The organism is Psychrobacter namhaensis, from assembly GCF_016107545.1.
GTDB classification, from domain to species: domain Bacteria; phylum Pseudomonadota; class Gammaproteobacteria; order Pseudomonadales; family Moraxellaceae; genus Psychrobacter; species Psychrobacter namhaensis.
On record NZ_JABASS010000002.1, the window covers coordinates 175,343 to 188,375 of the forward strand.

A 13,033-nucleotide genomic window follows, 5' to 3' on the forward strand; every position below is an offset into this window, starting at 1 on the left:
AACGGATCATATCTTCTGCCGACGCTAAGCGTGTTGCCGATCTCCATACGGTTTATACAAGCTGACATTACCCAACTTTTAAGTGTCTCCAGCGCTTTATCTGTATAAACCCTCAATTGTTTTAAAACCCCTCCCGTATAAAATGTAACAATATAATGAGTAGTAGGCGTCTCATTGTCTCTAGACGATTTACCGAACGAAGTGCTACACTAGCTCTCGGTTTATACATGCTGCTATGCGGCAAACAAGTCGATGTCTAAAATGATAATCGTTCATTAGAATTATCTAATAATTAATTAGGGAGTATTCAATGTCAATGAAACAGCCTTTACGTGTTGCCGTCACTGGTGCCGCTGGTAATATCAGCTACGCGATGCTATTTCGTATTGCGTCTGGTGAGATGCTAGGTAAAGATCAGCCAGTTATTTTGCAATTGCTTGAAATCACGCCAGCTCTTGACGCCCTAAAGGGTGTGGTCATGGAATTAGAAGACTGTGCATTCCCATTATTGGCGGGTATCGTCCAAACTGATGATGCTAATGTTGCGTTTAAAGATATCGATTATGCTTTACTGGTTGGCGCACGTCCTCGTGGCCCAGGTATGGAACGTAAAGATTTGCTAGAAGCCAACGCTGCGATTTTCTCAGCGCAAGGTAAAGCATTGAATGACGTCGCAAGTCGTGATGTAAAAGTATTGGTTGTGGGTAACCCTGCCAACACGAATGCACTGATTGCTCAGCGTAACGCACCAGATCTTGATCCACGTAACTTCACGGCGATGACTCGCTTGGATCACAACCGTGCCATGGCACAGTTGGCTGAAAAGACTGACAGCACCGTCAATGACATCAAAAAAATGACGATCTGGGGCAACCACTCATCAACTCAGTATCCAGATTTAACCGCTTGCACTGTAAACGGCAAGCCTGCGCTAGATTTGGTTGATCGCGCGTGGTACGAAAACACTTATATCCCTGAAGTACAACAGCGCGGTGCGGCGATCATTAAAGCTCGCGGTGCTTCTTCTGCGGCTTCTGCGGCCAATGCTGCTATTGCACATATGCGCACGTGGGCACTAGGTACGGATGAGAACGATTGGGTATCAATGGGCGTTTACTCAAACGGCGAATACGGTATCGCGGAAGGCTTAATCTACTCATTCCCTTGCACTTGTAGCAATGGCGACTGGTCTATCGTAGACGGCGTTGATGTGTCATCAGATTTCTCTAAAGAGAAAATGGCTGCGACTGAGCAAGAGCTTAGCGAAGAGCGTGATGCGGTTGCACATTTGCTACCATAAGTCAGTAACCTGCTAAAGTTGTCATATAGAAAAAGCCCTCTTAAATAGGAGGGCTTTTTTGTGTCTAGGGCACTCTGTTTTCCAGCCACCATTTATTTTAGCTGTTAACATAATTGATAACGTTAGATTAACGTTGGCTAACAGCTTTTAGCATAAATACTGCTACAATAAATGTGTTAGTTTAAATAATAAGCACAATTAAACCTACACCATCTAAGGAGAAAGCGTATGTTGGGTGAACCTGAATATAGTATGAATGAGTTATTTGCACAGTTAGGACTGGAGAGTTCTGACGAAGCGATTAATAGCTTTATTGAAAAGAACCAAATGGCAAAAGAAGAGAAGCTCACCGAGTCTCCTATTTGGAATGATAACCAACGTGCTTTTTTGCAAGAAGAGTGGTACAAAGACGCGGCATGGGTCGAAACCATTGATGAGCTCAACGTGCGTATGCATCCCCATGATGACGTTTAAAAGTCAGTAAATCGTTAGCTAAAAACCCACAATCGTGTCTGATGTGGGTTTTTTAGTGATAAGTGAGCGCTAGTGGCTAAATAAATGACTGCTTGGCTCGCCATTCGATTAAATCTAACACATCTTGGTGGATTCCAGCTTTGAGGGCTTCTAAGCCGTCATAGTGTCTTTCACCATGCAAATAGTGTAAAAAGCGTACGTGTAAAGTCAAGCCGTATAAGTCCGCTTGTAACTCTGGAAAGTGTACTTCTAGGCGCCAGTTATGGGTTTTGTCCACAGAGGGTCTCGTACCAATATTAGCGGTACCAAATAAGCTGTCTGGACGTAGTCCTGTTATGCCTGTTTTCCCATCTGCTGCAAGGGGCACTAAGCCGTTAGGGATTATCTTCCCATCTTTATCAAGGCTTACGACATCAACGGCAAAGATACCGTGTAACGCTGGTTTGAGGCGATTTAAGTCAATATTGGCCGTAGGAAAGTCCAGCGTACGCCCAATTTTATCTCCCCCAACGACCACGCCTGTTATGGCATAACCGCGCCCAAGTAGCGCGTTAGCAGCGTCAATGTCCCCTGCCAATAACAGATCACGAATGCGCGTAGAGCTAATACGGGCAGCTTTATTACTGTCATCTGTGACGGTATGGAGGTTGGTCACGTGTAAGCCATAATCCCGCAGGAACTGACTGTCGCCTGTTCGGTCATGGCCGAAGCGAAAGTCATCGCCCAATACTAATGCTTTGACATTTAAGCGCTTGGCTAAAATGTCTGCAAATGCCTGTGCTGATAGCGAGCGAAAATCAGTATCAAACCCTGCGACAATTAAGGTCTCTATCCCGTGTTCTGCTAACAACGCTTGCTTTTCTGCCAGATTGGTTAGGCGGGCAGGGGCAGTGGCGGACGCAAAAAACTCACGGGGTTGTGGCTCAAATATCATGACGGCTGAGCCAAGATTTTGCGTATGGGCAATGTCAAGAACTTGGTCTAACATCGCTTGATGACCGAGATGGACACCATCGAAATTGCCAATAGTAAGCACACAGGGCGCTAACTCTACTTGGCTAGTGCTTGTCGGCAAAGCGCTTGGTGACGCCATCAGTTGCTCAAGAAAATAGGTGTTCATAAATTTTCAGCTATGATAAGACCAGATAAAAAAGAAAAAACACAACCATATTAAAAATCGATGTGTCTAAAACCAGCCATTATAAAGTAAAATGACCATACTAACATCCCATAGTCTGCTCATCGTACAAGTATGACACCATCCGTCTTGCGATCTTCAAATAACGTTGGACTACCTCGTTTGGATGTAATGACTGGGGTTATACAGTGCGGATGGTCAACAAATGATGATAAAGAATGACATTAATTTTGGAGGTTCTATGTCCGAGGTCGCTTTGAACGCCGTACCGTCTGTGTTATCAACAGACAAGCTCAACGATCAGTTTATTGTACAGCGTGCCAATAAAGAGGATTTACCCGAAATCTTGGCTATTTACAACCAAAGTATCGCGGGCAAACAAGCAACCGCCAATCTCGTCCCAGTCACTTGCGAGGAACGGGGTGAGTGGTTTACTGAGCATTTAAACAGTCCAACGCGTCCTATTTACACGGTTCGAGCCAGGGTCACAGGCGCTGAAACTATGGCACCAGTAGCGACATTGCCTATCGTAGCGTGGGGGAGCTTTAGTGATTTATATGCGCGTACGGCTTATCATATCAGTACTGAGATCAGTATTTATCTACATAAAGAATATCATGGCCAAGGGTTAGGTAGCTTATTGACACGCTGGATGCTCGCGCAAGCGCCAAGCCTCGGCATACACAATATCGTCGCACTGGTCTTTGCTCACAACCAGCCAAGCTTAGGTCTATTCCGTAAGCTTGGGTTTGTGCAGTGGGGGTACATGCCAAAAGTTTGTGACATGCAAGGTTTTATCGCTGATGTGGTGATGCTTGGCAAAGCTGTGGAGTCAGATACGGATAGCGAGGCACTTTAGCCTAAAATTTTCCATTGTCCCGCTATCTTTTGTAGCTCGTAAGTCAGCGGTGCAGGCTCACTTTGGCCTTTTAGCATTAGCTCACCTACAATGGTAGCATGGGTCTTATCGTCGTTATATTTGGTATCAGTGATGGTGACGCCATCAACTGTTTGCCTAAAAGCAGATTGAGTTTTGGCAAGCTCTTCTTCGAAGTTTGCCATATCGACTTTGTAGTATTCTGCGGCTTTTTTTGCATCGCCGTAGTATAAGCTGTCTAGGGCTTGCTTAACAGTGTCTTCAGGAGTACCAGACTGGGTCGGATTGGTGACTAGGCTTTTTTGCTCGGTTGAGGAAGCGACTGGGCTTAAGTCATCATTATCAATGATGGCTTCATCTGTCACAGGATCAGCTATTGTCTCATTTTCAACGGTGTTATCCGCACTCACTGTCGGCGCTTGATTGTCGGTGTCGGTATTGTTTGCAGTGACGGCTGCCGTATTTTCAGTATCGACCTCTGGTTCTACCGTATCATTATTGCTACAACCACTTAAAAGTAGACTCGTGCTTAAGACCCCAGTAGCAAGTATGATTGGTAAGCGTGGCAATGAGAGCGGTTTGGTTGTCATATAGAACCTCAATGTTCAGTTATTCATTAGGAGTCAATTATGGCAACTATTGGCCGCGTTAACTATCAATTCTCATACTAAGCTTGTTTTGGTTTCGTAAGCCAATCTCTTATTTGACCTTTTACCCGTGTTTTAAGTGGCGGGGACGGAAACCTGTTGCCAATAACACCGCGCCGTAAACCAGTGCCCCTACCGCACACATGATAAGTAAGGCCACGATGCGTCGCCATTGGGCATCATCGGTTGGGAAGTAGGGCAATATGAGATAAAGAACCCCCACCATCGCACCCGTAGAGACCGCGAACTGGGCAAATAGCTTTTTCCAGTGGCTGCCAAAGCGGAAGATGTCACGCTTGTGTAAGAAATAATATAACAAGCCTGCGTTTACAAATGCGGCCCCAGTAGTTGCCAATGCTAGACCGCCATGCAGGGGTATCTCTAATAAATAAAATATGCCAATAAAAATGACACTAAAAACCATGTTGGCAAAAACGGAAATAATACCGATTTTTACGGGCGTTCTGGTATCTTGACGCGCAAAAAATGCCGGCGCAAATATTTTTATGAGCATAAACCCTAAGATGCCACCAGCCATACTACGCAGCGCCAGCGAGCTCATTTGCGCATCGCGCAAGGTAAACTCACCCCGCAAAAACAATGCTTGCATCAGTACGTCTGCCAGTATAAAAAGGGCGGCCGAGGCAGGAACGCCCACCAAAATAATCAAGCGTGCGGCCCAATCGATGGTCTTTTTGAAGCTGACGTCGTCTTTTTGGGCTTCGCTTTTCGATAGGCTTGGCAAAATAACGGTACCGATTGCGACACCAATCAGTCCTAACGGTAGCTCACTCATACGCTCTGCCGCATACAGCCAAGATACCGAGCCGCCAATCATCAATGAGGCAAAAACAGTATTGAGCAGCAAGTTAATCTGGGTGACAGAGACACCAAAAATAGCAGGTAGCATGAGCTTTAAAATACGGCGAACGCCTTCATGTTGAAAATCCACTTTTGGAGCGACCAGCAGTTTTTGTTGCCATAGCTGAGGCAGTTGTATCAAAAATTGCAGCAGTCCAGCGAACGCGACGGCATAGCCAAGGGCCATGATGGGGGTATCGAACATCGGAGCAAAGATCAGCGCGCCGCCAATCATACATAAATTTAATAGAACCGGAGCAAAGGCGGGAGCGGCAAAACGGCCATAACTTTGCAGGATGCCACTAGCAAAAGCCGTCATGGAAATAAACAGTAAATAAGGGAAGGTTAAGCGCAGCAACTCAGCGGTGATGGCGAACTTATCGGGTTGGTCGGCAAAGCCTGGTGCAAACAAAGTCACGACCCAAGGCGCGATCAAGATGACCACCACGGTGAGCATGGAGAGAACCAGTAACAGCGCCCCTGAGGTGCGACTGACTAAAATCTGTACCTGCTGTAAGCTGTATTTTTCTTTATACTCAGATAATACCGGTACAAAAGCTTGGCTAAATGCGCCTTCTGCAAACAGACGCCGCAAAAAATTGGGTATCTTAAAGGCGACCAAAAAGGCATCCATCAGACCACCAGCGCCAAAGACACCTAACAATACGACATCGCGTACCAGACCTAAGATACGAGACAGCATGGTCATGCTACTGACCACCATGGTTGAACGAAATAACCGACTTTTTGCCATGAGAACCTATTGTGCCAAGTTGTTTACTAATGGTTGTGTACTGATTTACGGGGGTCGAAAAACTGACGAATTATAGCACTTTCATAACAGAGATAAATAAATTGAATGGGGAAACGGTCGGTGCTATTAGTAGGCATTACTTCTCAAGGTTCTTAGCGATCAGCTCACGCAACTTGACCCATTCAAAATAGTCTCCAGGGTCGGTTTTACGACCCGGCGCAATATCACTGTGCCCTGTCAGATGACGACGTGTTTTCGGATAAGCATCGTATATGGCAGTGATAACTTGAGCAAGCGTGTCATACTGTGCGGTGCTAAAGGACACAAAATCTGACCCTTCAAGCTCAATGCCAATGCTATAATCGTTACATTCAGGTCGGCCAAGATAGCTGGATCTACCGGCATGCCACGCCCGTTCGTCAAAGTTGACAAACTGAGTGATGCTCCCATCACGCTCGATAAATAAGTGCGCCGACACTTCTGAGCCTTGAATGGTCTCAAAATAAGGATGGGCATGCCAATCTAACTGATTGGTAAACAAGGCCTTAACATAGTGGACGCCGTCAGTACCGCACACGCCAAACTCATTGGGTGGTAAGCTGATATTATGAATGACGATGGTATCAACGCTTGAGTCTGCTGGTCGCCCATTGCAGTTAGGTGACGCAAGCCATGTCGCTGCTGATAACCGACCAGCATTAATGGTCATTGGTGATGATATGGACATAATCTTCTCTTTTAAAAAGGTGTTAACAAGTACGCAGCTTAAACCTTTATCTAATGATTGCTTATAAAACAGTTGTAAACACGAGCTAAACGCTGAACCAATCTCAGTCGTAGATATTTTGTAGATGGTTTAAATGATGGTACCAGCAGACACTACTCATCAGCCAATAATGACGCTATCGGCGTGTGAACAATAACGTGCGAGGTTTTGCCCCCATGTCTATAAAGCCTATTTCTCTACCTGTCGATTGTACCTTAACGACAATTCGCCAGCGAGCACGTTTACCATTTGCTGTTGCAGGACTACTCCTCTCTGCCCAAACGCAGGCCTTTTTGCCGACGCCGCTATCGCTAGTGACAACAGGGGAATTAGCACCTATGTCAAATAGTGCCGTGGTAGATGAGACTGCTAATACCGCAGCATACCCTCGTGTTCAAACAGAGATTTCAGAGGGGCAAAATGCTCAAGCCAGACAAAAAAGTCAGGCTGAAGAGTTATTGGCCAACTGGCGTGAACAGGTAAAAACAGAAAATCTGGCACAGCATACAACGTGGCGGCGTTTATTGTATTTCTTTGATGACCAAAAAGGCTTCTTGGGTAAAAATAAAGGTGTCAGTGTCGTTGATGACGCCAACTTTTTTTTAAGTAAAAATGGTCAGCAAGATTCAGGCGCAGAGCTTGATGCGATGCTTGTTGCCCTCGCGGACGAGCTGACAATCACGGCGCACAATACGGCTCAAACAGGTGATAGTAGCTCTCTAAACAGTCGCTCTCAAAACAGCAATTCGGTACTGTGCCGTTTTCCAGCGCGCGTACATTGGCTGAGCGAAACGTTGAACATTTCTGAGAGCGATCTGATGGCTGACTGTCCTGAGTTTGATGAATGGATTAAGAAGCTCGCCCCTGAGCAGCTGTCTATTATGTTTGCGCAAGAGTATTTGGACAATCCTACCTCTGCTTTCGCTCATACGTTATTACGTATCGACTCAAAAGCAAGCGCGGCTGATCCGAGTCAAATTCATCATGCTTATGCCCTCAATTACACAGTGGGCGGTGATCCCGCTGATAGCTTTGTAGTGTATGCCATCAAATCTATGATTGGTAGCTATGATAACGCCATCGAAATTGACCCTTATCCAGAAAAACTCGCCAAATACCTACAAGATGACGAGCGTGATGCGTGGACGTATCAATTGGATTTGTCCCCAAGTGAGGGGCAACAAATCATGCGTCATGTTTGGGAAACCAAAGGTCTAGAGATGCCTTATTATTTTGCCACTGATAACTGTGCCTCTGAGATTTTACGCTTAATTGACGTGGTACGCCCGCAGCAACATCTGTTGAGCCAACTGCCTTATGTCGTCATTCCATCAGATGTCGTGCAGTTACTCGATAACGAAGGTCTGCTCGCCCGCACCAACTATACGCCTGCTGATAGCACGTTACGCCAAGCCCAGCTTAATGCAGTTAAACAACAGCGTGAGCAGTTAGGCTATCACAATAGTGCAAAGCAGACTTTTCATGAAATCAAATCGGCGCGGCTTAATCCTATTTCAAGTATGTCAAGCGACAAGCAAACCTTACTGCAGCGCCGTATTGCGGTATCGGACAACAATCCAATCGACAGGCATCCGCTGCAACTTGGTCATGTCGGTATCGGCCAACGTGGCGATAATAATTATATCGATGTTGGGGTGCGGGCAGGCTACCATGATTTTCTCGACCGTCCCGCAGGATTTCCCCAGTTTTTCGATTTAGAAGGCGCCGCTGTCACTGTGCGTCTGTATGACAAAGATGACAATAGCGTCCACAATAGGGATTATCAACCAGACAGTGTGGTCTTGCAGAATCTTACTTTGGTGCGTGGTCGCTCTTTTAACCCCGTTAATTCTGCCAAAAAAGGTAAAACGTGGGGGGCGACTATCGAGGCCACGCGCGTTGATGACGGCTCGCAGCAAGATGGCACCGATCATTTAGTGGGCAGTTTGGGTTATGAGACGGGTTGGTCGTGGGCTTTTGGTACGCCTAGAAAAAACACGGGTGAGATGCCGCCACAACTATGCTATACCTTGTTATCAGGGACGACGCAAGCTGGACGTGGTCTCAATAAAGGCTATCGTGTAGGAGCAGGGGTAAACCTAGGTTGTCGTTATCAGATTAACAATCAGTTACGCGTGCAGGCTGAATTGCAACTGCCATATTGGTATCATGGCAGCAGTGATGCACCCGATGTCCGTGGTCATTATTGGCAGCCGATATCGACTTTAGGACTACAATACGATTTTGATAAAAAACAAGCCTTGCGTATTAATACCAACTACGATTGGCAAGAGCGCCTCGCCGTTAATGATGATATACAGTTGTCCTATAGACGATATTTTTAGATGTTTGGCTTTTACACGTTTGGCAAAGGGTAGGATGGATTATGAGCACTCAAAAATTCCTGATTATTGGACAAGGTGATATCGGCTTACCGGTGACCAATAAGCTTGCGCAGAACGGCTTAAACGTCACGGGACTGGCACGGGGTGAGCGTCATCAGTACGCGTTGAGTGACAAAGCCGCTTTTATGCAGGCCGATGCTGTGACACTCAAGGCTGAGCAATTGCAAGATTTTACGCATATTGCGATCATTGTGACCCCTGATGAGTATTCAACCAGTGGGTATCACAATAGCTATTTGGCCGTCACTCAACATGTTGCCAAATATGCCGATAAACTAACCCAGCTTGAGCGTGTTATTTTTATTTCCTCAACGGGGGTTTATGGTCAAAATAACGGTGAATGGATTGATGCATATACCGCGCCGATGACACCAGAACGTGAGTCATCAAAAGTCATACTACAAGCAGAGCAAGCCCTGCAACAAGGGTTCGGTGATAAAGCGATTGTCATTCGTCCGAGCGGGATTTATGGGCCAGATCGCCTCATGCGTTTGCGTAAAGTCAAAGAACCAAAAAAAGAGCCAGTGGCAGCCGCGCATTGGAGCAATCGTATTATGGATTGTGATTTGGTCAACATCATTATCAATGTATTGACCTGCGATGCACCAAAATCTATTTATCTGGCCACGGACTACATGCCAGTCACGACTTTTGAGCTGACGGCTTGGCTCAGTAAGCAAGTTGGCGAGCTGCCTCCTGAGATTGATCATAAAAAAACAGCAGTGACAGGAAAGCGTTTACACAGCAACATTCCATTAGCTTGGCTGGATTATCCTGATTGGCAAGTCGGTTACGCTGATATTTTGCGTCACCAGCAGTCAGACGACAGTTCGATTTAATCGGTTTTATATTTGATAGCCTATGGAGATTTCATGACCCAGCCTTCTACTTCTGATAACCGCTTACCCAGTGCTGACTTTACCTCAGTAGAGAGTAAGCCTATAGAAGGCAGTGTTAAGCAGTCGTCTATTTTGTCTGATAATAAGCAGCCTGCAATTGTACATCCTAATTTTGACCCCAATCAGTCTCCTGTAGACCCAGCGAGGTCTTTGTCTGATATTCCAGAGCCAACGCGGCGGCTAAATGGCCAATTGCGTAGGCTCTATGGCCATTCAGTGCGGTTTTATCAGCCTTGTGATGATAGCTTGTCTAAATGGGGATTGATTGCGTCAGAAGCTTTGGCTGAGCATTTGTCACTGTTAAGGGCAGCAAAGCTTGTCGAACTGCCAGCCAGCTTTTATCACAATAATAGCGAGCAGTCGCTATTATCGGCATTAAATCACATGAACTTGTTGGACATGTCAGACATCCAACCAGCGATTCGCGCTTATCCAACATTGCATCGTTATGGCTTCACCGAGATCGATAGTCCAGCAAAAACCATCAACAGTGCGGGTATCAATACTAAAAACATGGCGACTTCTTCTCTGCGCGCATTGACCAAACGTTATAATCCTGACGAGCTACTCAGTAGTCTGTATGCAGATGACTGGCAAGTAATATTGCAGCCGCAGCAGTTTGAGACAGGGGAGGGCAGCTTGGCTACCGATATTATGGCGTGTAGCGTCGCCGTCCATGCGCTAAAGCAGTGTAGTACGCGTAAAAGTATCAATGAGCGCTATAGCGCGGCGCAGCTCTGTCAGCACGTGCGCAGCTATCTGCTCAGTCAAATCGGTCTTGAGCCATCACAGCGCCATGCGTACCGTCAGATACGGGTTTTTGCAGGGCATATTATTGTGGCTGCTTATCATCTAGGCTGGGACATACAAGTGCGGGCTGATGGAGAGTGTTATTTTAATGTGTCATCACGCAGTGGTTTGTTGACTCGTTATCCTAATATGCAAGATTATGACATCAATGGTTGGTCAAGCTGACCTGTAATGCGTACAATAATGCAAATTTTTTGCCCTTCTTTTTGCTAATAGGAAAGTCACAATGCCTAACGTTCAACATGCTCAAAACCCATCTTTTTCCTCTCATGCTTTTATTCAGCTGGCTTTGGACAATCAAGTGCTGAAGTTTGGCGAGTTTGTACTCAAGTCTGGCCGTATCAGCCCATACTTTTTTAATGCAGGCCTGCTTGCCACAGGTGAGATGTTATCGCTATTGGCGCGCGGTTATGCGGATGCCCTAGCTGAGCAAATAAGGGCGACAAATGGCGACAGTAATGAGCAAGAGCTGGTTGTCTTTGGCGCAGCTTACAAGGGCATACCATTTGTGGCAGCAACGGCGCAGGCACTATGGCTTCACCATGGTATCAATGCCAAATGGGGTTACAATCGCAAAGAAGCCAAAACCCATGGTGAAGGCGGTAATTTAGTGGGGGCGGATGTCAGTGGCAAAGCGGTTTGGGTGCTTGATGATGTTATTACAGCAGGCACGGCCATGCGTGAAGTGGTCGAGATTTTAGAACAAGCGGGGGCAAGCGTTGCTGGTATCATCGTTGCCCTTGACCGTAAAGAAAAAGGTCAGGCGGAGCATTCTGCTATTCAAGAGCTTGCTGCAACACTACAAGTTCCTGTACGCGCCTTAGTCGATATCGATGATTTAATCAGCTATTTGGCAGATAAAAACAGTCAATATAAAGATGCTACCCAGCTGGCAAAAATGCAGCACTATCGTGAGCAGTATGGCGTATAGTTTGTTATAGAACGTTTTATAGGCGATACTTTTATTGGCTAAGAGAACGAGACGCTGCGATAGCGTCGCTTGTATTTATCTATTTATAGGACAACGTAAGTGAGCCTTACCATGAGCGCAGAAAATCAAAAAAAATCCTTAAACATCCTCATTATTATGGACCCAATTGAGCGGGTTAATTATAAAAAAGATACTAGCCTTGCAATGATGTGGGCCGCTCAAGATCGCGGACACCAGCTAGGTTATTGTCAGGTTCATGATTTATGGTTGGATCGTGGCCAATTGATGGTTGATACGCAACCTGTTACGGTAAGGCGTGATCCTCAATATTTTTATACGTTAGGCGACGTATCAACAGGTCCGGTCAGCGACTATGACGTGATTTTAATGCGTAAAGATCCGCCCTTTGACATGCGTTTTATTTATGCAACCTACCTGCTTGACCACGCCAAAGCGGCAGGTGTGCTTGTGGTTAATGATCCACAAGCGATACGAGATTGCAACGAGAAGCTATTTGCTACTTGGTTTAGCGATTATATGAGCCCGACGATTGTCACCAGTAAACAGGCGCACATTCGCCAGTTTATCGAGGAGCAGCAGGACGTTATTGTCAAGCCACTAGATGGTATGGGCGGTACAGGTATCTTCCGTTTAACGGCTGATAGCCCCAATATCGGCGTGACACTTGAGATTTTGACGGAGCTTGAGACGCTACCAATTATGGCACAGCGTTATTTGCCTGAGATCAAAGAAGGCGATAAGCGCGTGTTAATTGTCGATGGCGTCGTGATTGATTATAGCTTGGCGCGTATTCCCAGCAAAGGCGAGACGCGTGGCAATCTTGCCGCTGGTGGTAGCGGCGTGGCCATGCCATTGACCGACATCGAACGTCAAGTGGCAGAAGTGGTCGCACCCATTGTAAAAGAGAAAGGTCTGATGTTTGTTGGTCTGGATCTAATCGGCGGCCGGATTACTGAGATTAATGTCACCAGTCCGACTTGTGTACGTGAAATTGACGATCAATGCGGTACAAACATTGCGACAGATTTTATCATGGCCATTGAGAATAAATTGGCGATTTGAGCCAAGCTGCAATACTAGAGTAATTTATCCCTAAGGTATGAACACAATGCGCAAAAAACAGTTGTGCTAAGATACATCGTTAAAACGC

Annotated in this window: 12 protein-coding genes; 8 read left to right on the forward strand and 4 right to left on the reverse strand. The window is 46.1% G+C overall.

The features are described 5' to 3' along the window. Window positions 1-310: 310 nt before the first annotated feature. Together JFC06_RS02675 and JFC06_RS02680 are read left to right on the forward strand one after the other, a co-directional pair. Entirely contained in the window at window positions 311-1,300 is a 990-nt protein-coding gene (locus JFC06_RS02675) for a malate dehydrogenase (protein WP_193005317.1), read from the forward strand. A gap of 228 nt (window positions 1,301-1,528) precedes the next feature. Further along, window positions 1,529-1,774, forward strand: a complete 246-nt coding sequence (locus tag JFC06_RS02680; protein WP_193005318.1) for a DUF2789 domain-containing protein — start codon at window positions 1,529-1,531, stop codon at window positions 1,772-1,774. Between the two features lie 76 nt (window positions 1,775-1,850). On the opposite strand, the gene ribF is transcribed toward JFC06_RS02680, so the two are convergent. After that, the gene (gene ribF / locus JFC06_RS02685; protein WP_198333879.1) at window positions 1,851-2,894 is read right to left on the reverse strand and encodes a riboflavin biosynthesis protein RibF; all 1,044 of its coding nucleotides are present in this window, start codon (window positions 2,892-2,894) and stop codon (window positions 1,851-1,853) included. 259 nt (window positions 2,895-3,153) lie between these two features. Here ribF and JFC06_RS02690 point away from each other — a divergent pair, with 259 nt between their 5' ends. Then, a complete protein-coding gene (locus tag JFC06_RS02690; RefSeq protein WP_198333880.1) occupies window positions 3,154-3,771 on the forward strand; it encodes a GNAT family N-acetyltransferase in 618 nt (205 codons plus the stop codon). Here JFC06_RS02690 and JFC06_RS02695 read toward each other — a convergent pair. The 3 genes from JFC06_RS02695 to ampD form a co-directional block, all read right to left on the reverse strand. Then, the gene (locus JFC06_RS02695; RefSeq protein ID WP_198333881.1) at window positions 3,768-4,379 is read right to left on the reverse strand and encodes a hypothetical protein; all 612 of its coding nucleotides are present in this window, start codon (window positions 4,377-4,379) and stop codon (window positions 3,768-3,770) included. The genes JFC06_RS02690 and JFC06_RS02695 overlap by 4 nt on opposite strands. Window positions 4,380-4,500: 121 nt before the next feature. Then, complete coding sequence (gene murJ / locus JFC06_RS02700; RefSeq protein WP_198333882.1) at window positions 4,501-6,051, reverse strand: murein biosynthesis integral membrane protein MurJ; 1,551 nt, start codon at window positions 6,049-6,051, stop codon at window positions 4,501-4,503. A gap of 136 nt (window positions 6,052-6,187) precedes the next feature. Further along, window positions 6,188-6,778 (reverse strand): 1,6-anhydro-N-acetylmuramyl-L-alanine amidase AmpD, encoded by a 591-nt coding sequence (ampD, locus tag JFC06_RS02705; protein ID WP_198333883.1) that lies wholly within the window; start codon window positions 6,776-6,778, stop codon window positions 6,188-6,190. A 215-nt stretch (window positions 6,779-6,993) separates the two neighbouring features. On the opposite strand from ampD, the gene JFC06_RS02710 reads away from it, so the two are divergent. The 5 genes from JFC06_RS02710 to gshB all read left to right on the forward strand — a co-directional run bounded on the left by JFC06_RS02710 (window position 6,994) and on the right by gshB (window position 12,945). Then, complete coding sequence (locus tag JFC06_RS02710; RefSeq protein WP_198333884.1) at window positions 6,994-9,162, forward strand: Lnb N-terminal periplasmic domain-containing protein; 2,169 nt, start codon at window positions 6,994-6,996, stop codon at window positions 9,160-9,162. Window positions 9,163-9,203: 41 nt separating this feature from the next. Beyond that, complete coding sequence (locus JFC06_RS02715; protein WP_198333885.1) at window positions 9,204-10,061, forward strand: SDR family oxidoreductase; 858 nt, start codon at window positions 9,204-9,206, stop codon at window positions 10,059-10,061. 33 nt (window positions 10,062-10,094) lie between these two features. Continuing rightward, window positions 10,095-11,096 carry a hypothetical protein gene (locus tag JFC06_RS02720; protein ID WP_198333886.1) on the forward strand — a complete coding sequence of 334 codons (1,002 nt, stop codon included), beginning with the start codon at window positions 10,095-10,097 and terminating at the stop codon, window positions 11,094-11,096. Window positions 11,097-11,157: 61 nt separating this feature from the next. After that, entirely contained in the window at window positions 11,158-11,862 is a 705-nt protein-coding gene (gene pyrE, locus JFC06_RS02725; protein WP_198333887.1) for an orotate phosphoribosyltransferase, read from the forward strand. Window positions 11,863-11,973: 111 nt separating this feature from the next. Then, entirely contained in the window at window positions 11,974-12,945 is a 972-nt protein-coding gene (gene gshB, locus JFC06_RS02730; protein ID WP_198333888.1) for a glutathione synthase, read from the forward strand. Window positions 12,946-13,033: the final 88 nt, after the last annotated feature.

Coding starts and splice junctions, on each gene's coding strand:
- ampD (WP_198333883.1), bottom strand. CDS start 6,778: ATGTCCATATCATCACCAATGACCATTAATGCTGGTCGGTTATCAGCA.
- JFC06_RS02690 (WP_198333880.1), top strand. CDS start 3,154: ATGTCCGAGGTCGCTTTGAACGCCGTACCGTCTGTGTTATCAACAGAC.
- ribF (WP_198333879.1), bottom strand. CDS start 2,894: ATGAACACCTATTTTCTTGAGCAACTGATGGCGTCACCAAGCGCTTTG.
- gshB (WP_198333888.1), top strand. CDS start 11,974: ATGAGCGCAGAAAATCAAAAAAAATCCTTAAACATCCTCATTATTATG.
- JFC06_RS02680 (WP_193005318.1), top strand. CDS start 1,529: ATGTTGGGTGAACCTGAATATAGTATGAATGAGTTATTTGCACAGTTA.
- JFC06_RS02695 (WP_198333881.1), bottom strand. CDS start 4,379: ATGACAACCAAACCGCTCTCATTGCCACGCTTACCAATCATACTTGCT.
- JFC06_RS02715 (WP_198333885.1), top strand. CDS start 9,204: ATGAGCACTCAAAAATTCCTGATTATTGGACAAGGTGATATCGGCTTA.
- pyrE (WP_198333887.1), top strand. CDS start 11,158: ATGCCTAACGTTCAACATGCTCAAAACCCATCTTTTTCCTCTCATGCT.
- JFC06_RS02710 (WP_198333884.1), top strand. CDS start 6,994: ATGTCTATAAAGCCTATTTCTCTACCTGTCGATTGTACCTTAACGACA.
- JFC06_RS02720 (WP_198333886.1), top strand. CDS start 10,095: ATGACCCAGCCTTCTACTTCTGATAACCGCTTACCCAGTGCTGACTTT.
- murJ (WP_198333882.1), bottom strand. CDS start 6,051: ATGGCAAAAAGTCGGTTATTTCGTTCAACCATGGTGGTCAGTAGCATG.
- JFC06_RS02675 (WP_193005317.1), top strand. CDS start 311: ATGTCAATGAAACAGCCTTTACGTGTTGCCGTCACTGGTGCCGCTGGT.